Annotated in this window: 15 protein-coding genes and 1 riboswitch; of the genes, 4 read left to right on the top strand and 11 right to left on the bottom strand. The window is 63.8% G+C overall.

Translation table 11 applies throughout. The annotated features are described in order from the left end of the window. Positions 1–14: 14 nt before the first annotated feature. Entirely contained in the window at positions 15–782 is a 768-nt protein-coding gene (gene mlaE / locus ACIQWO_RS24750; RefSeq protein WP_402829866.1) for a lipid asymmetry maintenance ABC transporter permease subunit MlaE, read from the bottom strand. Continuing rightward, on the bottom strand, positions 779–1,597 hold the full coding sequence (locus tag ACIQWO_RS24745; protein WP_402829863.1) for an ABC transporter ATP-binding protein: 819 nt from the start codon (positions 1,595–1,597) through the stop codon (positions 779–781). Before ACIQWO_RS24745 ends, mlaE begins: the two co-directional genes overlap by 4 nt. A gap of 341 nt (positions 1,598–1,938) precedes the next feature. Between ACIQWO_RS24745 and ACIQWO_RS24740 the strand changes: the two genes are divergently transcribed. Further along, positions 1,939–2,451, top strand: a complete 513-nt coding sequence (locus tag ACIQWO_RS24740) for a GNAT family N-acetyltransferase (RefSeq protein WP_402829860.1) — start codon at positions 1,939–1,941, stop codon at positions 2,449–2,451. Positions 2,452–2,476: 25 nt separating this feature from the next. Here the strand turns inward: ACIQWO_RS24740 and ACIQWO_RS24735 are convergent, their stop codons facing one another. The 4 genes from ACIQWO_RS24735 to ACIQWO_RS24720 form a co-directional block, all read right to left on the bottom strand. Then, entirely contained in the window at positions 2,477–3,679 is a 1,203-nt protein-coding gene (locus ACIQWO_RS24735; protein ID WP_402829857.1) for a thiamine phosphate synthase, read from the bottom strand. A gap of 61 nt (positions 3,680–3,740) precedes the next feature. Next, positions 3,741–4,586 carry a thiazole synthase gene (locus tag ACIQWO_RS24730; protein WP_150666256.1) on the bottom strand — a complete coding sequence of 282 codons (846 nt, stop codon included), beginning with the start codon at positions 4,584–4,586 and terminating at the stop codon, positions 3,741–3,743. Between the two features lies 1 nt (position 4,587). Next, a complete protein-coding gene (gene thiS, locus ACIQWO_RS24725; RefSeq protein WP_039393642.1) occupies positions 4,588–4,785 on the bottom strand; it encodes a sulfur carrier protein ThiS in 198 nt (65 codons plus the stop codon). Between the two features lie 16 nt (positions 4,786–4,801). Beyond that, on the bottom strand, positions 4,802–5,944 hold the full coding sequence (locus ACIQWO_RS24720) for an FAD-dependent oxidoreductase (RefSeq protein ID WP_402829852.1): 1,143 nt from the start codon (positions 5,942–5,944) through the stop codon (positions 4,802–4,804). A 133-nt stretch (positions 5,945–6,077) separates the two neighbouring features. After that, positions 6,078–6,197, bottom strand: a riboswitch (TPP riboswitch). A gap of 259 nt (positions 6,198–6,456) precedes the next feature. On the opposite strand from ACIQWO_RS24720, the gene ACIQWO_RS24715 reads away from it, so the two are divergent. From ACIQWO_RS24715 to ACIQWO_RS24705, 3 genes are all read left to right on the top strand, one after another. Next, entirely contained in the window at positions 6,457–8,241 is a 1,785-nt protein-coding gene (locus ACIQWO_RS24715; RefSeq protein WP_402829849.1) for an ABC transporter ATP-binding protein/permease, read from the top strand. Positions 8,242–8,403: 162 nt separating this feature from the next. Then, a complete protein-coding gene (locus ACIQWO_RS24710; protein WP_402829846.1) occupies positions 8,404–9,213 on the top strand; it encodes an SDR family NAD(P)-dependent oxidoreductase in 810 nt (269 codons plus the stop codon). 133 nt (positions 9,214–9,346) lie between these two features. Then, positions 9,347–10,606 carry an MFS transporter gene (locus tag ACIQWO_RS24705; protein WP_150578318.1) on the top strand — a complete coding sequence of 420 codons (1,260 nt, stop codon included), beginning with the start codon at positions 9,347–9,349 and terminating at the stop codon, positions 10,604–10,606. 161 nt (positions 10,607–10,767) lie between these two features. Here the strand turns inward: ACIQWO_RS24705 and ACIQWO_RS24700 are convergent, their stop codons facing one another. The 5 genes from ACIQWO_RS24700 to ACIQWO_RS24680 form a co-directional block, all read right to left on the bottom strand. Continuing rightward, positions 10,768–11,700, bottom strand: coding sequence for an SMP-30/gluconolactonase/LRE family protein (locus ACIQWO_RS24700; protein ID WP_402829843.1), 933 nt, complete (start codon positions 11,698–11,700; stop codon positions 10,768–10,770). After that, a complete protein-coding gene (locus tag ACIQWO_RS24695) occupies positions 11,697–12,521 on the bottom strand; it encodes an NAD-dependent epimerase/dehydratase family protein (RefSeq protein ID WP_402829841.1) in 825 nt (274 codons plus the stop codon). The genes ACIQWO_RS24700 and ACIQWO_RS24695 overlap by 4 nt, the downstream gene beginning before the upstream one ends. A 111-nt stretch (positions 12,522–12,632) precedes the next feature. Next, positions 12,633–13,961, bottom strand: coding sequence for an MFS transporter (locus tag ACIQWO_RS24690; protein WP_402829838.1), 1,329 nt, complete (start codon positions 13,959–13,961; stop codon positions 12,633–12,635). Positions 13,962–14,442: 481 nt separating this feature from the next. Next, on the bottom strand, positions 14,443–15,909 hold the full coding sequence (locus ACIQWO_RS24685) for a glutamate synthase subunit beta (RefSeq protein ID WP_402829836.1): 1,467 nt from the start codon (positions 15,907–15,909) through the stop codon (positions 14,443–14,445). A gap of 98 nt (positions 15,910–16,007) precedes the next feature. Next, on the bottom strand, positions 16,008–20,741 hold the full coding sequence (locus ACIQWO_RS24680; protein ID WP_402829834.1) for a glutamate synthase-related protein: 4,734 nt from the start codon (positions 20,739–20,741) through the stop codon (positions 16,008–16,010). Between the last annotated feature and the right edge of the window lie 25 nt (positions 20,742–20,766).

Below are 20,766 nucleotides of genomic sequence, written 5' to 3'. Positions count from 1 at the left end.
GGCGAGCCGGCCTCTTAGCTGAACATGAGTGCCGTAAGCAGGAAGTCGAGGCCGAGCACGGCCAGCGATGCCTGCACGACCGTACGCGTCGTAGCACGCGACACGCCTTCCGGCGTCGGCTGTGCTTCGAAGCCCTGATAAAGCGCGATGAAGGTGACGGCAATGCCGAACACGATGCTCTTGATGACGCCGTTCGCGACGTCCGACCATACGTCCACGCCGCCTTGCATCTGCGACCAGAACGCACCGGAATCCACGCCGATCATCTCGACGCCGACGAGGTAGCCCCCGAAAATACCGACTGCCGAGAAGATCGCAGCCAGGATCGGCATGGCGATCACGCCCGCCCAGAAACGCGGCGCGACCACGCGGGCGATCGGGTCAATTGCCATCATCTCCATCGCGGTCAGTTGTTCGCCCGCCTTCATCAGGCCGATCTCGGCGGTGAGCGACGTGCCCGCGCGCCCGGCGAACAGCAGCGCCGTGACGACCGGCCCCAGCTCACGCACCAGCGACAGCGCCACGAGCAGACCGAGGGCCTGCTCCGAGCCGTACTTGTTGAGCGTGTAATAGCCTTGCAGGCCGAGCACGAAACCGACGAACAGGCCCGAGACGGCGATGATGACGAACGAATAATTGCCGACGAAGTGAATCTGGTCCGTCACCAGACGCGGACGGCGCAGCAGCGCGGTGCTCGATCCGAGCATGCGCAGGAACATGCGCGCTCCGTAACCCAGGCGCTCGACGTGGCCGCGAACAAAACTGCCGATGGTGGTAATCATGCACGCGCTCCGATACCGAAGTCTTCCGCGAGCGGCGGCGCGGGATACTGGAATTTCACGGGGCCGTCCGGCTGCGCGTCGATGAACTGGCGCACCGTCGGGTCGTTCGAGGCGCGCAGCGCGTCGGGCGCGCCCTCGGCGGCGATACGGCCTTCGCTAATGAAGTAGATGTAGTCGGCGATGGCGAACGTTTCGGCGACATCGTGCGAGACGATGATCGACGTCGCACCCAGCGCGTCGTTCAGCTTACGGATCAGATTCGCCGTAATCCCCATCGAGATCGGGTCCAGACCCGTGAACGGCTCGTCGTACATGACGAGGTCCGGATCGAGCGCAATCGTGCGAGCCAGCGCCACACGGCGCGCCATCCCGCCCGAGATCTCGGCGGGCTTCATGTCGCGAGCGCCACGCAGGCCCACGGCATTGAGCTTCATCAGTACGAGGTCGCGAATCAGTTCTTCGTCGAGACGGGTGTGTTCGCGCAGCGGAAACGCCACATTGTCGAACACCGTCATGTCGGTAAACAGCGCGCCGAACTGGAACAGCATGCCCATGCGGCGACGCAGGCGGTACCAGCCGTCGCGGTCGAGCGTGGAAACGTCGGTCCCGTCGAATTCGACCTGACCTTTACTGGCGTGCACGAGACCGCCGATCAGACGCAGCACGGTCGTTTTACCGCAACCGGAACCGCCCATGACCGCAATGACCTTGCCGCGGGGAAACCGCATATTCAGCCCGGAAAGCACCAGACGTTCGCCATAACCAAAGCTGACGTCGCGCAGTTCGAGCAGATTTTCCGGATTCGGGGTAGGCACGTTTCGGGTCTTATAGTGCGGCGCAAAACGCCAATTATAGGGGGGTTTACCAATCGATGCCGTCCACGCCGGATCGGCGAAAGCAAGGAATGACGCTGCCCCGCGGGATTCTACAGGCCCCAGACGTATTGCTGCGATAACGTTCCAATAGCCGCAACGCCGCAAAAACCCAACGACACCAAGGACTTATCGTCTTCCGGCCCCGCGCTGGTGTTGCGCCGTTGCTACAATACGACGTTTCGCCCTTGTCAACGTTCCTCGGGATGTCTTCCGCTACCCCTCCCTCTTTCCGCCCCGTCGCGCCGCAGACTACGGCGACACCGGACTTTCGGATTCGTCCGATGCAACCGGGCGATCTTCCCAATGTGCTGACGGTCCAGGCCCTGGCATACGCCGACCTGATGCTGGAGTCGGAAGCCACCCTCGCCTCGCGTCTGGCCTTGTCGCCAAAGACTTGCTGGGTGGCGGTGGATGCGTCAGATGCTGAAACGACCGGGCGCACGGACGCGGGCATCGCAGGCTACCTGTTCACGCACCCCTGGCGTCTCGCCGCACCGCCGCCGCTGGACACCGTCCTCGACACGCTGCCTGACGCCCCCGACTGCTGGTACGTGCACGACATGGCACTTGCACCGCGCACACGTGGCGCGGGCGTGGCCGGTCAGCTTTACGCCGCCGCGTTGTCGGCGGCACAATCGCTCGGCCTGCGCGCCTCGGCGTTGGTGGCAGTACAGCAATCGCAGGGGTTCTGGGCCCGCTTCGGGTATCGGGTCGCCGCGGATGTCTCGCCGCAGATCGCCGCCAAACTGGCGGGCTATGGCGATGGCGCAGTCTTCATGACGCGCGAACTGTAGCCACCGCTCACGGCGTCTCGCAAACTCACGCGCGCCGCGCGAATTCCTGCTGCATCGAACGGACCGCTGCTGCCACGTCGTCGGCTTCCGTCACGGCGCGCACGACGGCCGTGCATCCCACACCGGTTTCGAGCACCTGCGGCAGGTTGGCGGCGTCGATACCGCCAATCGCCACCAGCGGGTAATGCGGTGCAATGAGCTTCACGTAACGCGCCAGCTTCGCCAGCCCTTGCGGTGCCGTAGCGATGACCTTGGTCGTCGTCGGGAACACCGCGCCGACGGCCAGATAGCTCGGACGGAAGTGATGCGCCGCGAGAATCTCGTAATAGCCGTGCGTGCTGATGCCCAGCCGCATGCCGCTCGCATGCAGCGTCGCGACTTCGTCGGCCGAGAGCGCCGCCATGTCTTCCTGACCGAGATGCACGCCGTAGGCGTCGGCCTGCGCCGCCTCGCGCCAGTGATCGTTGATGAACCACGCGCTGTCGTGCGTCACGCGGCGACTGGCCGCCACCGTGCGTTCGATCTCGCTGCGCAGCCCCAGGTGCGCCGGGTCCTTGATGCGCAACTGCACGGTGCCGACCTGAAGATCGGCCATCCGCTCGCACCAATCGGCGTCGGGCAGCACCGGGTAGAGACCCAGTCGCGCCGGGCATGCCGGAAAGCGTCCCGGCGACGACACCTGACCCAGCACGGCGGGGAACGTCTCCAGCACAGTCGGCCATGCGCCCAGCGTGTCGACGTCTTCCGCGCGCGCATGACTGCCGTCCGTGCGCCATGCGCGACCGAGGACCAGTGCGTCGTGCGGGGCAAATCCGCAGTCCAGAAAGGCCGCGAACGCGGGAAAGAATGCATGATCGTCCACACTCGCCACACGATAGACGCCGTCCGACGTGTACAGCGTGTCTTCCACGTGCCCCTGCGCGAGCGGGTGCGAGCAAAGCACGACCGCGCCATTCGCGCGCCATGCATCCACGCGGACGGACGCTGCCGTACCTAATCCATGCTCAGGCACGAGCGGCATCCAGACGACATCGCCCTGTCCTGCGCTAACCGGTGTCTCAGCATGCAGACGCCATTGCGGCGAGGTCGCCGTATCCGGCCAAGGTGCAAGGCGCGCGCGGATCGCGTCGGCGGCCTGCTGCCAGGCCACTGCGAGCGGTGCGTCGGCGGGCAGGCATTGCACGTGCTGCATAGGCACAGGCCCGGCGGCACCAGCGTGCGTCGTCATGGAAAATCCTTGTTGATCCGGCCCCGCATCGCGCGGCCGTTAGTCATGAAATCAGGCGCGCTCAGCTACCGGACTGATGCCAGAACGGCACGCCGACGACCGGGGTGCTGGCTTCGGCGCTCTCACGCTCGGCCATCGGACCCGCGAGCCACGCGGCGCGCCCTGCCTTGATCGCACCGGCGAACGCACCGGCCATCTCCACCGGTTGCGCGGCGAGCGCAACGGCGGTGTTGAGCAGCACGCCGTCGTAACCCCATTCCATCACCTGACAGGCGTGCGACGGCAGACCGAGGCCCGCGTCGACGATCAGCGGCGTATCCGGCAGACGATCACGCAACAGACGCAGACCGTACGGATTGATCACGCCCTTGCCGGTGCCGATCGGCGCACCCCACGGCATCAGCGCCTGACAGCCGACGTCGAGCAGTCGACGGCACAGCACCAGATCTTCCGTGCAGTACGGCAGGACCTTGAAGCCCTCGCGAATCAGTTGCTCGGCGGCCGTCACCAGACCGAACGGATCGGGCTGAAGCGTGTAGTCGTCGCCGATGAGTTCGAGCTTGATCCAGTCGGTCTCGAAGACTTCGCGCGCCATTTGCGCCGTCGTCACCGCTTCCTGCACCGAATGGCAGCCCGCCGTATTGGGCAGCACCGGCACCGCAAGGCGGCGCAGCGTGTCCCAGAAATGACCTTCCGACGCTTGCGCCCCGGTGCCCGAGAGTTGACGGCGCAATGCCACCGTCACCATGCCCGGGCGCGCCGCGTCGATGGAATCGTTCAGCGCTTGCAGCGACGGATAACGCGCCGTGCCGAGCAAAAAGCGGCTGCCGAAGCGGGTGTCGTAGAGCGTGAGCGCGTCACGCGTGCTGCTGGCCGCCACGTTGTTCGATTCGGTGAATGCGTTCATTTCAGCCTCCGGCCACCGGTTGCACGACATCGATCTTGTCGCCCTGCGCGAGCGTGCGCGCGGCGTACTGCGTCTTGGGCACGAATTGCCCGTTGATCGCCGCCGCGAAAGGCGGCTTGGCGCCGTAGGCGGCGAGCGCCTCGGCCAGCGTCGCCGTATCGGCCACGCTCAGCATCTGTTGATTGATATGGATGTCCATTGACTACCGCTTCCTCTCATGCCTGACGAAACAGGTCCGGCCACGGCCGGCTGGCTCGCCACGTCTCCCAGTCGAACGCGTCCGCCGATCCCGACGGCGCGTCCTTCGTTTGCATCAATGCCTGCGCCAGTGCGCACGCCTCGCCGGTGACCGCCGGGGCGAGCAGATAGCCGTGACGGTACAGACCGTTCACGCGCAGCAACCGTGCGCCGTCCCACTGCACGCGCGGCAGATGGTCGGGCAGCGCCGGGCGGCAATTGACGTTCAGCTCGACAATGCGCGCTTCGCCGAACGCCGGGTTCAGCGAGTGCGCCGCCGAGAGCAGTTCGAGCGCCGAGCGCACGGTCATCGGCGACATGTCTTCCGATTCGAGTTCGGTCGCCCCGATCACGTACAGATCGTTTTCCTTGGGCGCGATGTAGATCGGATAGCGCGGGTGCAGCAAGCGCACCGGGCGACGCAGACCGATCCCCGGCGCGTGAATGCGCACAACCTCGCCACGCACACCGCGCAGTTGAGTGAGCGCTTCGCGCGCGCCCAGTCCGCGACAGTCGATGACCAGACCGGCATCCGGATATGCGCCCTCGGCAATTTCCGTGTTCCAGTGCAGGTCCGCACCCGCCTTCGCAAGGCCTGCGGCCAGCGCACGCAACAACTGACGGTTGTCGAGCTGCCCTTCGTTCGGCAGCAGCCAGCTTTCCTGGAAACGTCCCGCGAGCGCCGGCTCCACATCCTTCAGTTGTGCGCCGGAAATCCGTTCGACGCCGCCACGCAGCAGTTCGGGCGGCGCATTCGCGCGCATCCGACGATCGAACATCACGGCCTCGGCGCGGTCGGGCTGATGCCACACGACCAGCGTGCCGTTGCGTTGGAAGAAGACGTGTTCGGGAAGGCCGTCGATCAGCGCGGGCCAGCGCTCAAGTCCGACCGCGCCCATCTCGACGATGCTCGGCTCGGCCACGGCGGCCTCGGCCAGTGGCGCGAGCATGGCGGCAGCGACCCAGCCAGCAGCGGACGAGCCATCGGCATCGCCCCGCTCGTACAGCGCGACGCGCGCGCCTGCGCGAATCAGTTGCCACGCCAGCAGACGGCCGGACAGCCCGCCGCCCAGCACGGCAATGTCAGGACGCGACGTAGAAATAGCAGCCGTCGCGCTCATACGCACATTGCCGCGCAAGCCATCACGGCGCGCAGGCACTCAGGGGAATACGAAGAATGTTGTGGAAGGCAACGCATGGGGCCCTTTCCTCATGAAAGCAAAAGGACGAAACGGTGATGGCCACCTTACCCCAATGGAGGAGTCGGAAACTTCCCACGCCGGTATTACCCGGGTCGGGTGCAAAGGGTCTCTCTCAGCCCCGTGACTTCTTTGACGTGACTACGCCAGTTACGGAGCACCCCTGTTTCGCCCGCAGCCATTACAACATAGATGCCGACGCCCGTGCAAGCTGGCTTCCCGGGCGATTGCACGCTCGTCGCGTCTCGTTTTTTGAGATCCTCAGCCCCTGATTCGGGCCGCTTGTAACGGTCCGTAAACTGAAAATCCCCGTCACGCGCGGCTCAGGACGCAAATCGTGCAACGCACCATCGGGAACTGCGGTCAAATGGGCCATATGTGCGAAACGTATAGATAACAACGTTGCCCCACTGCGGCCGCGCCGCCCGACGATCATGGCCAACACGCCGACCCACACGCCACTCGCCCCGCACCCCTCGGGCGACACCGCCGCACCGCCGCCCAAACCACCCAAACATCCCACCGCCTGGCAACTGATCCGTCCCTACTGGGTCTCGGAGAAGCGTTGGGAGGGCCGACGCTTGCTTGCGCTCGTGATCGCCCTGAACCTTGCCGTCGTGTTCATCAACGTGCGGCTCAACGCGTGGAACGCCAGCTTTTACGACGCGCTCGACAAGCGCAACTGGCCGGTCTTCAAGTCGTCGCTCGTCGAATTTGCGGTGCTGGCATTCAGCTTCATCATCATCGCGACGTTTCGCACTTACTTCCGTCAGATGCTGGAGATCCGCTGGCGACAGTGGGTGACGGACGCGAACCTCACGAAGTGGTTCGCCCATCGCGCCTACTACCGCATCGAGCGCGATCACCTCGCCGACAACCCCGATCAGCGTATTTCCGAAGACATCCGCACGCTCGTCAATTCGTCGCTCGCGCTGTCGCTCGATCTGTTGACGACGCTCGTCTCGCTGTTCTCCTTCATCACGATTCTGTGGACGATCTCGGGCGCGGTGTCCTTCGCGCTGGCAGGCATGAATGTGACGATTCCGGGCTACATGGTGTGGGTCGCGGCGCTGTACGCCATCGTCGGCTCGTTCCTGATCTTCAAGGTCGGCCGCCCGCTCGTCGGACTCAGCTACCGGCAGCAACAGGTCGAAGCCGACTTTCGTTTTCTGCTGGTGCGGCTGCGTGAATCCGCTGAGCAGGTCGCGCTCTATCGTGGCGAAGGCGCGGAGTTGTCGCGACTAAAGTCAGCGTTCGGCGCGGTGCGCGACAACTGGTGGCAGATCATGGTCGTGACGAAACGCCTGATCTTCGCGAACTCGATCTACGCGCAGATCGCCATCGTCTTTCCGATCATGGCGGCAGCACCCCGTTACTTTGCAGGCGCATTCACGCTGGGTGTGCTGATGCGAATCATCGACGCCTTCGGACAAGTGAGCGATGGATTCTCCTGGTTCGTGAACAGCTTCTCGACACTGGCCGACTGGAAGGCGACGATCAATCGTCTGCGCGAATTCACACGCGTCATCGACGCCACACCGCACCCTGAAGGCGGCATCGCCGTGGTGACCGCCAGTGACGTCCCCGCCTTCACGGCCGCCGACTTGCGGCTGTCGTTGCCTAACGGTGTACCGCTCGCCGCCACCGGATCGTTCGCCTTCGCGCCGGGATCGCGCTGGCTGGTGCGCGGTCGCTCGGGTTGCGGCAAGAGCACGATGCTGCGCGCACTTGCCGGTCTGTGGCCGTTCGGCAGCGGACGCATCGAAGTCCCCGCCAACGCCCGCGTGTTGTTCCTCTCGCAGCAAAGCTATCTGCCCATCGACACGCTCAAAGCCGCGCTCGCGTTCCCGTCGTCGCCGGACACGTTTTCCGACGCCGAGTGTCGCGACGCCCTGAACGCCGTGAACCTCGGGCAATACGGCGACGACCTGCTGACCTCGGCGCATTGGGCCCGACGTCTCTCCGGCGGCGAGCAACAGCGACTGGCAGCCGCGCGCGCACTGCTGCAAAAGCCCGACTTCCTGTTTCTTGACGAAGCGACGAGCGCACTCGACGTGGAGACCGAAGAAGCCGTGTACGACGCATTGCACGCGCAACTGCCCGATACAGCCATCGTCAGTGTGGCGCATCGCGACACGCTGGCCCGCTTCCATCAGCACACGATGACGTTGCACTCGGTGAGCGAGATCGAGCCGCCCCGGGTGGTCGGCGCGGTGTAATGACGGTGCAAGGGGCGGACGATCCCACGCCGCCCCGCACCATTCCCACCGGGCGATTCTTCCACTTTGTTCACTTCGTAAATAATATTGACGCGGCTGTTCCGGCACCGAGGCGGTTTGGCATAATCACGAGCACCCCATCAGGCAAACTCCGGGCTTATCGTGACTACTTCAGCTACCTCGTCCGGCCAGTCGCCGAATTCACCTCAGCGTGACGGACGCACCGTCGTGGTTACCGGTGCCGCTTCCGGCATCGGCGCGGCCATCGCCCGCCGTCTCGCCTCCCCTGACACCCGCTTGCTGCTCCACACACGCGGCGCGTCCGACGCCAGTCAGGCGCGGCTCGCCGAAGTGCGTCGCGCATGCGAAGACGCCGGTGCGCAGTGCGCCACATGGTTCGGCGACCTGACGGACGCGCAGTCCGCCGCACGACTCGTCGACGCCGCGCATAACGCCTTCGGTCCCGTCGACCAAATCGTGAGCAATGCAGGCTTCGCTACGCGTCAGTCGCTGGCCGACATCGACGACGAGGCCTTCGCACGCACGCTCGCCGCCATGCCCGGTGCATTCGCCGCGTTGTTGCGCCACGCGCTGCCCGATCTCCAACGTTCGTCGCAAGGCAGCGTGGTCGCCGTCAGCTCGTTCGTGGCGCATCGTTTCGCGCCGAACCAATCCGGTTTTCCCGCGACGGCCGCCGCCAAGGCGGCTATCGAAGCGTTGGCGAAAAGCACCGCCGCCGAATACGCGCGCGCAGGGGTGACGATCAATTGCGTCGCGCCGGGCTACACGCGCAAGGACAGCGGCCACTCGGCCATCGATCCGGCCGCATGGCAACGCGCAGCCGACGCCACACCGACCGGACGCCTCTGCGAGCCCGACGACATCGCCGCCCTTGCCGTCTTCCTGCTCGGGCCGCACGCACGACAAATCACCGGTCAGGTGATTCACGTCGATGGTGGCCTGACACTCTGATGCTGCCCTGACAACTCACTGATCGCCGAACACCGGGTCAGACGTGGACCCGACCCTCGATGCCCGACATCGATACACAACAACCACACGTCGCACACATAACGACAAGCACACGATCCACCGAGGAGTCTTCATGGCGTTTTTTTCCTGGTTCCAAGAACTCAACACGAAGGAGCGCAAGGCCCTGTATGCGGGCTTTGGCGGCTATGCCGTCGACGCGTTCGACTTCATGATCTATTCTTTCCTGATCCCCACGCTCATTGCCGCATGGGGAATGACGAAGGGCGAGGCGGGCATGATCGCGACCAGTTCGCTGATCTCGTCTGCCGTCGGGGGATGGCTCGCGGGCATTCTTGCGGATCGCTACGGCCGCGTGCGCGTGCTGCAATGGACGATTGCCACCTTCTGCCTGTTCACGTTCCTCTCGGGCTTCACGAATTCGTTCTGGCAGTTGCTCGTGACGCGCACGTTGCAGGGCATCGGCTTCGGCGGCGAATGGACCGTCGTCACGATGATGATGGGCGAGATGATTCGCTCGCCGCAGCATCGCGCGAAAGCGGTCGGCACCGTGCAAAGCAGCTGGTCGGTCGGCTGGGCCGCCGCCGCATTGCTGTACTGGTTCTTCTTCGCCGTGCTCGATGAAGGCTACGCATGGCGTGCGTGCTTCTGGATCGGGATTCTGCCCGCGGTGTGGATCACGTATGTGCGTCGCAACGTGTCGGACCCGGAGATCTTCACGCAAACGCGCCGCAAGATCGCCGAGGGCCAGTTGCAAAGCAACTTCACGCAGATCTTCGCACCGGCGCATCTGAAGACGACGATCCTCGGCAGCCTGCTGTGCACCGGGATGCTCGGCGGCTATTACGCGATCACGACGTGGCTGCCGACGTATCTGAAGACGGTGCGCGGCCTGTCCGTGTTCAACACGAGCGCCTATCTGATCGTGCTGATCGTCGGCTCGTTCGTGGGCTATATCGTCGGTGCGATTCTCTCGGACAAACTGGGACGCCGTGGCGCGTTCATCTTCTTCGCCATCGCGTCGTTCGTGCTCGGCATGGTGTACACGATGCTGCCGATCACCGACAGTGCCATGCTGCTGCTCGGCTTCCCGCTGGGCATCGTCGTGCAGGGCATTTTCGCGGGCATCGGGGCGTATCTCACGGAGCTGTATCCGAACCACATTCGCGGCTCGGGTCAGGGCTTCTGCTACAACCTCGGGCGCGGCATCGGTTCGTTCTTCCCCATCGCAGTGGGCACGCTCGCGCAGACCGGCTCGCTCGTGAAGGCCATCGGGATGGTCGCGGGCGGCGGCTATCTGCTCGTCGTCGTGTGCGCGCTGCTGCTGCCCGAGACGCGCGGCAAGTCGCTTGTCTCGACCGACTTCGTTCATTAACGGTCAGCATGGCAAAACGGGACGCCGGATCGAACACCACGATCGCTCCGACGTCCCGCCGCCTCACCGGATGGCCATTGTGTAAGCCAGCCAACCCGGAACCGCTTCAGTGCGCGCCGCTTATGCACTACTGCGCGGCGTCGCCACCTTCGTACCCCCGCCTACACTCTTGCCACCGGCAGCACGCCTGAATAGGGCACTTCCGGTAATCCTTGCACACCGCATCGCACGGCGAAGACATGACCGTCGTGTTCGTTCGCATTCGCGCCGGGGCGAATCGACGTGACGAACAACGTGTCGAAGTCGCGCCCGCCAAACGCGCACATCGACGGCTTCGACACCGGCAACACGATCTCCCGGTCCAGCACACCCGCTGGCGTGAAGCGCAGCAGACGGCCACCGTCGTTGGCGCATGTCCAGTAACACCCGTCGGCGTCGACGGCTGCGCCGTCGGGGCGTCCCGGATACTGGTTCATGTCGACGAACAGACGGCGGTTGCGGATCGCGCCGCTGTCCGCATCGAAATCGAACGCCCACACGCGACGCACCGTCGGATGCGAATCGCTCAGATACATCGTGCGGCTGTCCGGCGAAAAGCCGAGACCGTTCTGCGTGACGAGTCCGTCGACGAGCGGTGCGGACAGCCCGTCCTTTGCGTCGAAGCGATAGAGCGAACCCGCGTCGCTTGCGAGCGACATATCCGCGACCATCGTGCCCGCCCAGAAGCGGCCCTGACGGTCGCAACGTCCATCGTTAAAGCGCATGCCCGAGGCCGGAAATTCCGGTGCGGCCAGACGCGTCAACGCGAACGCAGCCACGTCGCCCGGTGCGCCCAGCCGTACGGCGAACACACCTGTTTCACACGCGGCGAGCAACGTGCCCGCCGTGTCGAACGAGAAGCACGCGACCTGTTCGGGGAACGTCCACTGACGGTGTTCGCCGTCGGCGGGCGTCACGCGATGCAGCTGCTTTGCCGGGATGTCGACCCAGTAGAGCGCCTGTTCGTCAGCGCGCCAAAGCGGGCTTTCGCCGACCGCATGCGGTGTCTCGCGCGACGGCTCCAACCGTTCGATGGAGACTGCGGCCACACTCACGCCTTGGGCTCCATCGGCCCCATCAGCACGAACGGGCCGCCCTGGAAGCGTTGCGTCCAGTCGTCCATTTGCGGATCGGGGGCCTTGGCCGGGAACAGACCGGCGAATTCGGCCGAGCTGTCTTGCGGACGGAAGCCGAGGAACGCCGCCTTGGTGTTGTCGACCCACAGCGTCGGGTTATCCGACACGCCGTAAATGATCGCGTGGCCGACGCGATTCGTGAACAGCGAGCAACGTACGAGTTCGACGAAGTCGCGGTAGCTCAGATACGTCACCATCATGCGCGGATTCTTCGGCTGCTCGAACGACGAGCCGATGCGCAGACACACGGTCTCCAGACCGAAGCGGTCGAAGTAGTAGCGTGAAAGGTCTTCGCCGAAGCACTTCGAAATGCCGTACATGCCGTCGGGACGATGCGGGGCGTCGACGTCGAGCACTTCCGTCACGGGATGGAAACCGACGGCGTGGTTCGAGCTGGCGTAGACGATGCGCTTCACGCCTTGCTTCTGCGCGGCGCTGTAGACGTTGTACAGCCCGAGGATGTTCGCTTGCAGGATGTCGTCGAACGGCGCTTCGACGGACACGCCGCCGAGGTGCACCAGCGCATCGACGCCTTCGAGCAGCGCATGCACGGCCGCACGGTCGGCGAGGTCGACCTGCATCGACTCTTCGTGCGCAGCGGTGTCGGTGATCGGCACGATGTCGCTCACGCGCACGATGTCAGCCCACTCCGCGAGCTTGCCGCGCAGTTGTTTACCAAGGTTGCCCGCAGCGCCGGTCAGCAGAAGACGGCGGAAGGGTTTGCCGGAAGTCTGGCTCATAGTGATCCTTATTGCTCCTGATTCATCGGTACAACAAAACCGACGCCGCGCCGCACACCCAAGGGGGAGTGTGCAGCGCGGCGTACGCTAAATCATCAAACGTCTTGGTCGCTACGCATTCGCGGTCCGGTTCACATCCATACCGCTGCTGCCTTGGCGAGTCTGCACCGGTGACGGCGTGGCCGTGCCCGTGATGTGCGGCTTGACCACCGTCCACAGAATCACCGCGCCGATCAGATCGCCCAACCCCAACGCCACGAAGAACGGCGCGTAGCCGACTGCCGTCACGAACGTGCCGATCACCAGCGTGAAGAGCAGGTTGCCGATCCCGGCGGACAGCCCCGCCAGACCGGTGACTGTCGCCACTTCGTTACGCGGGAACAGGTCGGCCGACATCGAGATCACGGTGACGGAGAGCGTCTGGTGCGCGAAGCCGCCAAGGCACAGCAGGAAGATCGCCATCATCGGGTCTTTCACGAAGCCCACACCGCACATCGCCGTCATGATGATCGCGCCGATGGTGAACACCACACGCTTGCCGTTGAAGATCGTAATCTTGAAGTGCTTGTTCAGCCACACCGACACCGTGCCGCCCATCAGGCACCCGATGTCGGCCGCGACGAACGGCAGCCACGCGGTCGCGGCAATCGTCTTCAGATCGAAACCGCGCGCCTGATTGAGGTACAGCGGCATCCAGAACACGATCGTGCCCCACACCGGATCGGCGAAGAAGCGCGGCAGCGCAATGCCCCAGAAGTTGCGCTGACGCAGGATCGAGCCGAGGTTCGGCTTGCGGGCATCGGCGGCGGCATCGACCACGCGGCCTTCGTTGATGTAATCGGATTCGGCCTGCGAGAGCGCCGGGTGATCGGTCGGGTGACGATAAAACGCGAACCACAGCACGCCCCACACGAGCCCGAGCGCACCGGCGATGACGAATGCCGTCTCCCAGTTGTAGCGCAGGATCGACCACGCAATCAGCGGCGGCGCGAGAATCGCGCCGATGGACGTGCCGATGTTGAAGATACCGGCCGCGAGCGCACGCTCCTTCGACGGGAACCAGAACGCGGCGGCACGCATGCCCGCCGGAATGAACGACGCTTCCGCCAGACCCAGCAGACCACGCAGCACGAACAACCCGACCCAGCCGTCGGCCAGACCGTGCAGCATGCACACTATCGACCACATCACACCGCACAACAGGAAGCCCAGACGCAGGCCGATACGGTCCATCAGATAACCGGTGATGGGGGCACCGATCGGATACAGCACAAGGAAAGCGCCCGTGATCCAGCCGTACTGCTGGGTCGTGATGTGGAGATCCTTCATCACCGTGGGGGCGGCTACGGCAAGTGAGCTGCGTGCGAGGTAGTTCATGACGGTGCCGAGCGTCAGCAGTCCGATCATCCACCAGCGCAGGCCTTTGATCTTCAGTGCCATGATGGTTGTCTCTCTTTCGTGGATATTTTTATGGCAAGCATCGCGCTTGCTTGGAGAGGCATCCTACGTGAGACGATGTACGATGACAATGAAAGATTACGTGGTTTACGGATAATCCCTAGTCTTTGACCGGATTCATCACCGCAGCGTCATAAGCCTTATAGGTGTTGAAGTTTGCACATGTTGGGAGAGTTATCTCACATGTGAATGTGACGAAATGACGTCTTGTTGTATGACGTCTTATATTTAGCCACCTACAGAATTTCGGCGGCAGATGGGATCGCGACGGACCAGGGGGAACACAGGAGGAACAGGCAAGAAAAAACCGCCCGGACGTTTCCATCCGGACGGCTTCTTCACAGTGACGCAGATGCCTACCTCCGCGCCCCCTCCTCTCAAATCACAACCACCCCGTATTTGTGGTTTTGGCAGGCACAAACCTGCGCGCACCCGAAGGTGCGCGTATCCAACTTAGCCAGACTTAGCGCGGCAGTTCCGAATGGCCCATCAGGAACTCGTCCACGGCACGGGCGCACTGACGGCCTTCGCGAATCGCCCACACCACCAGCGACTGACCGCGACGCACGTCACCGGCCGCGAACACCTTCGGCAGGTTCGTCGTGTAGGCGCGTTCGCCTTCGGTCGAGGCACGCACGTTGCCGCGCGCATCCTTGTCCACACCGAACGCGTCGAGCACCGTTTGCAGCGGCGAGACGAAGCCCATCGCGAGCAGCACGAGGTCGGCCTTCAACTCGAACTCCGAACCCGGCACTTCCTGCATCTTGCCGTCCTTCCATTCGAGACGTACGGCGATCAGCTTTTCGACCTTGCCGTTCTTGCCTTCGAAGCGCTTCGTGGCTACCGACCAGTCGCGCTCGCAGCCCTCTTCGTGGCTCGACGACGTGCGCAGCTTGGTCGGCCAGTACGGCCACACCATCGGCTTGTTTTCCTGCTCCGGCGGTTGCGGCAGCAGTTCGAACTGCGTGACTGCCTTCGCGCCGTGACGGTTCGACGTGCCCACGCAATCCGAGCCGGTGTCGCCACCGCCGATCACGATCACGTTCTTGCCCGTCGCCAGCATCTGGTTCGCCAGCTTATCGCCCGCGTTGACCTTGTTTTGCTGCGGCAGGAATTCCATCGCGTAATGGATGCCTTCGAGCTCGCGGCCCGGCACCGGCAGATCGCGCGGCTGTTCCGCACCGCCAGCGATGACCACGGCGTCGAACTGCGCCTGCAACTGGTCCGGCGTGATCGTCTCTTTCGAGAAGTTGTTGATGTGCGCTTCGGGGGCGTCTTTGCCCACGTAGACGCCGGTGCGGAACGTCACGCCTTCGGCTTCCATCTGGCGCATGCGGCGGTCGATCAGCCACTTCTCCAGCTTGAAGTCGGGGATGCCGTAACGCAGCAGGCCGCCCACGCGATCGTTCTTCTCGAACACGGTGACGTCGTGACCGGCGCGCGCGAGTTGCTGCGCGACCGCCATGCCTGCGGGGCCGGAGCCGACCACGGCGACCATCTTGCCGGTCTTGTGCTTCGCCGGTTGCGGCTCGACCCAGCCTTCGCTCCAGGCCTTGTCGATGATCGCGTGCTCGATCGACTTGATACCCACTGCGTCGCTGTTGATGTTCAGCGTGCAGGCCGCTTCACACGGCGCGGGGCAGATACGTCCCGTGAATTCCGGGAAGTTGTTGGTCGAGTGCAAGACCGAGATGGCCGACTTCCAGTCCTGGCGATACACCAGATCGTTGAAGTCGGGAATGATGTTGTTGACCGGGCAACCGTTGTTGCAGAACGGAATGCCGCAGTCCATGCAGCGTGCGCCCTGCACCTTTGCCTGATCGTCGGAGAGCGCGAGCACGAACTCCTTGTAGTGCTTCACGCGTGCCAGCGGTGCTTCGTAAGACTCGCTCTGGCGCTCGAATTCGAGAAAACCTGTGACCTTGCCCATGTTTCTTCAGTCGGAAAGTTTTGTGGTTACCGTGCCTCACCCGCGCGCGGCACGCCTGCGGGGCCCTCACCCCGCGCGGCGTGACCGCGCCAACGGTTTTAGGCCGCCAGTGCTTGTTTGTCGCCCGCCTTGGCCATTTCGCCCAACGCGCGTTTGTATTCGCTCGGGAACACCTTCACGAACTTGCGGCGTGCGCCGTCCCAGTCTTCGAGCAGCGCCTTTGCACGCGTGGAGCCCGTGTACTGGAAGTGACGCTCGATGAGCTCGCGCAGCTGTGCCTCGTCCGTCTGGCCGCGATGCCACAGACCCTGGCTCACCGTACGCTCCTGCTCGCCGTGCGGCAGCACCGGATCGAGCGCGACCATCGCCGTGTTGCACTTGGCGGCGAACGTGCCGTCAGCGTCGTACACGTAGGCCACACCGCCCGACATACCTGCCGAGAAGTTACGGCCGGTCTCGCCCAGCACGACCACCGTGCCGCCCGTCATGTATTCGCAACCGTGGTCGCCCGTGCCTTCCACGACCGCCGTGGCGCCCGAGTTACGCACGCAGAAACGCTCACCGGCCACGCCGTTGAAGAACGCTTCGCCTTCGATGGCGCCGATCATCACGGTGTTGCCCACGATGATGTTGTCTTCGGCATTGCCGCGGAAGTCGTTGGTCGGACGCACGATGATGCGGCCGCCCGACAGCCCCTTGCCGACGTAGTCGTTACCGTCGCCCACGAGATCCAGCGTGATGCCGCGTGCGAGGAACGCGCCGAAGCTCTGACCCGCCGTGCCCTTGAGCTGCACGTGGATCGTGTCTTGCGGCAGACCTTCGTGACCGTAGCGCTTGGCCACTTCGCCCGAGAGCATCGCGCCGACCGTACGGTTGCGGTTACGCACCGGCTGGATGAACGAGACGTGCTCGCCCTTCTCCAGCGCAGGCATTGCCTTCTCGATCAGCGCGTGATCGAGTGCACCGGCCAGACCATGGTCCTGCGTCTCGACATGCAGACGCGGCACGTCGGCTTCCATTTCCGGCAGGTGGAAGATGCGGCTGAAATCGAGGCCCTTCGCCTTCCAGTGCTCCACACCCGACTTGGTGTTGAGAAGATCGGCGCGACCGATCAGGTCGTCGAACTTCGCGATGCCCAGTTGCGCCATGATTTCGCGCACTTCCTCGGCCACGAAGAAGAAGTAATTGACGACGTGTTCCGGCTTGCCCTGGAATTTCTGGCGCAGCACCGGATCTTGCGTCGCGACGCCGACCGGGCAGGTGTTCAGATGGCACTTGCGCATCATGATGCAGCCCTCGACGACGAGCGGTGCCGTCGCGAAGCCGAATTCGTCTGCGCCGAGCAGCGCGCCGATCACCACGTCGCGGCCGGTCTTCATCTGACCGTCGGCCTGCACGCGGATGCGACCACGCAGGCGGTTGAGCACCAGCGTCTGTTGCGTCTCGGCCAGGCCCAGTTCCCACGGCGTGCCGGCGTACTTCACCGACGACAGCGGCGATGCACCCGTACCGCCGTCGTGACCGGCGATCACCACGTGATCGGCCTTGGCCTTCGCGACACCGGCAGCCACCGTGCCCACACCGACTTCCGACACGAGTTTCACCGAGATCGACGACGACGCATTCACGTTCTTCAGATCGTGAATGAGCTGCGCCAGATCTTCGATCGAGTAGATGTCATGGTGCGGCGGCGGCGAGATCAGCCCCACGCCCGGCACCGAGTAACGCAGCTTGCCGATGTACTCGGTCACCTTGTGACCCGGCAACTGACCGCCTTCGCCCGGCTTCGCGCCCTGCGCCATCTTGATCTGAATCTGATCGGCGGAGACCAGATAGTCTGCCGTCACACCGAAGCGGCCCGACGCGACCTGCTTGATCTTCGAGCGCAGCGAGTCGCCATCTTGCAGTTCGATGTCGGTCTCGATGACGTCGCGGCCCACGATCGAGGCGAGCGATTCGCCCTTCTTGATCGGAATGCCCTTGAGTTCGTTGCGGTAGCGACGCGGATCTTCGCCGCCTTCACCCGTGTTCGACTTGCCGCCGATACGGTTCATGGCAACGGCCAGCGTGGCGTGCGCTTCGGTCGAGATCGAACCGAGCGACATGGCACCCGTGGCGAAACGCTTGACGATGTCCTTCGCCGACTCCACCTGATCGAGCGGGATCGCACGTTGCGGATCGACGCGGAACTCGAACAGGCCGCGCAGCGTCATGTGACGCTTGCTCTGGTCGTTGATCAGATTCGCGTATTCCTTGTACGTCTGGTACGAGTTCGAGCGGGTCGAATGCTGGAGCTTGGCAATGGCGTCCGGCGACCACATGTGGTCTTCGCCACGGATACGGAACGCGTACTCGCCACCAGCGTCGAGCATGTTCGCAAGCACCGGGTTGTCGCCGAATGCGTCGCGATGCAGACGCACCGCTTCTTCGGCCACTTCGAAGATGCCGATACCGCCGACGTTCGACGCCGTGCCCTGGAAGTACTTCTGAATCAGTTCCTGCGACAGACCGATCGCTTCGAAGATCTGTGCGCCCGTGTACGACATGTACGTCGAGATGCCCATCTTCGACATGACCTTGTGCAGACCCTTGCCGACGGCCTTCACGAAGTGCTTGATGGCCTTCTCGGGCGTCAGGTCGCCGCCTTGCTTGCGCGCGATCTGCGCGAGCGTTTCCATCGCGAGGTACGGGTGAACGGCTTCCGCGCCGTAGCCCGCGAGCAATGCGAAGTGGTGCACTTCACGCGCCGAACCCGTTTCGACCACGAGGCCCGTGCTCGTACGCAGACCCTGTGCGACCAGATGCTGGTGGACGGCCGACGTGGCGAGCAACGCAGGCATCGCCACTTGTTCGCGGTTCGTCAGACGGTCCGAAACGATGAGGATGTTGTAGCCCGACTTCACGGCATCGACCGCTTCCGCGCACAGCGAGGCGAGACGCGCTTCGATACCTTCCTTGCCCCATGCGACCGGGTAGCAGATGTTCAGCTCGTACGAGCGGAATTTGCCGCCGGTGTACTTGTCAATGTGACGGATCTTCGAGATTTCCTTGAAGTCCAGCACCGGCTGCGACACTTCTAGACGCATCGGCGGGTTGATGTTGTTCGTGTCGAGCAGGTTCGGCTTCGGGCCGATGAACGACACCAGCGACATCACCATGTTTTCGCGGATCGGGTCGATCGGCGGGTTCGTCACCTGCGCGAACAGCTGACGGAAGTAGTGATAGAGCGTCTTGTTCTTGTTGCTCATGACCGCGAGCGGGCTGTCGTTGCCCATCGAGCCCGTGGCTTCTTCGCCGTTAATCGCCATCGGCGTCATCAACAGCTTCACGTCTTCCTGCGTGTAGCCGAACGCCTGTTGCAGATCGAGCAGCGGCGTCGCCGTGTCGTGATGCACGCCAGCTTCCTCGACCTTGGAATCGATCTCGTCGAGCTTGATGCGCACGGCGTCGATCCAGCTCTTGTACGGCTTCGCGTTGGCGAGGTTGTCCTTGAGTTCCTTGTCGTCGATGATGCGGCCCTGATCCATATCGATCAGGAACATCTTGCCCGGCTGCAGACGCCACTTCTTGACAATCTTCGACTCGGGGATCGGCAGCACGCCCGATTCCGAGGCCAGGATGACGACGTCGTCGTCCGTGATCACGAAACGCGCCGGACGCAGACCGTTACGGTCGAGCGTCGCGCCGATCTGACGGCCGTCGGTAAATGCGATGGCGGCGGGGCCGTCCCACGGCTCCATCATCGCAGCGTGGTACTCGTAGAACGCGCGGCGGTTCTCGTCCATCAGCGTGTGCTGTTCCCAGGCTTCCGGGATCATCATCATCACGGCGTGGGCGAGCGGGTAGCCTGCCATCGTGAGCATTTCGAGGCAGTTGTCGAACGATGCCGTGTCCGACTGGCCCGGGTAGATCAGCGGCCACAGCTTTTGCAGATCGTTGCCGAGCACGGCCGACGAGATCGCACCCGTGCGGGCGTTGATCCAGTTGACGTTGCCCTTCACGGTGTTGATTTCACCGTTGTGCGCGACCATGCGGTACGGGTGCGCCAGTTCCCATGCCGGGAACGTGTTCGTCGAGAAACGCTGGTGAACAAGGGCGAGTGCCGAAACCGTGCGCGGATCGGACAGATCGCGGTAGTAGCGGCCGACCTGATCGCACAGCAACAGGCCCTTGTAGACGATCGTGCGCGCCGACATCGACGGCACGAAGTATTCCTTGCCGTGCTTGAGCTTGAGCGCCTGAATGCGGTGGCTGGCGGTCTTGCGGATGACGTACAGCTTACGCTCGAGGGCGTCCGTCACCATGATGTCCTGACCGCGACCGATGAAGATCTGACGGATGATCGGCTCAGTGGCCTTCACGTTGGGCGACATCGGCATGTCGCGATCGATCGCGACATCGCGCCAGCCCAGCACGACCTGACCTTCCGCCTTCACGGTGCGCTCGAGTTCCTGTTCGCAGGCCAGACGCGACGCGTGTTCCTTCGGCAGGAAGATCATGCCGACGCCATATTCGCCAGCCGGCGGCAACGTCACGCCTTGCTTGGCCATCTCTTCGCGATAGAACTGGTCGGGGATCTGGAGCAGGATACCTGCGCCGTCGCCCATCAACGGATCGGCGCCCACGGCACCCCGGTGATCCAGGTTTTCGAGAATCTTCAGACCCTGTTCGACGATGGCGTGGCTCTTCACGCCCTTGATGTGTGCCACGAAGCCGACGCCGCAGGCATCGTGTTCGTTGGCCGGGTCGTACATGCCCTGTGCGTCCGGCGCCAAGTACGCCTCACCCGGCAGCGCTGCTGCCGTCGCAATCGGTTGCTGTTTCTTTTCCACGAGTTACACCGTCTCTTGGCGAGGC

The organism is Pandoraea sp. NPDC090278 (genome assembly GCF_044772185.1).
In the GTDB taxonomy this organism is placed as follows: domain Bacteria; phylum Pseudomonadota; class Gammaproteobacteria; order Burkholderiales; family Burkholderiaceae; genus Pandoraea.
Note: the sequence above shows the minus strand (reverse complement) of the source record. Positions and strands in the feature narration are given on the sequence as shown.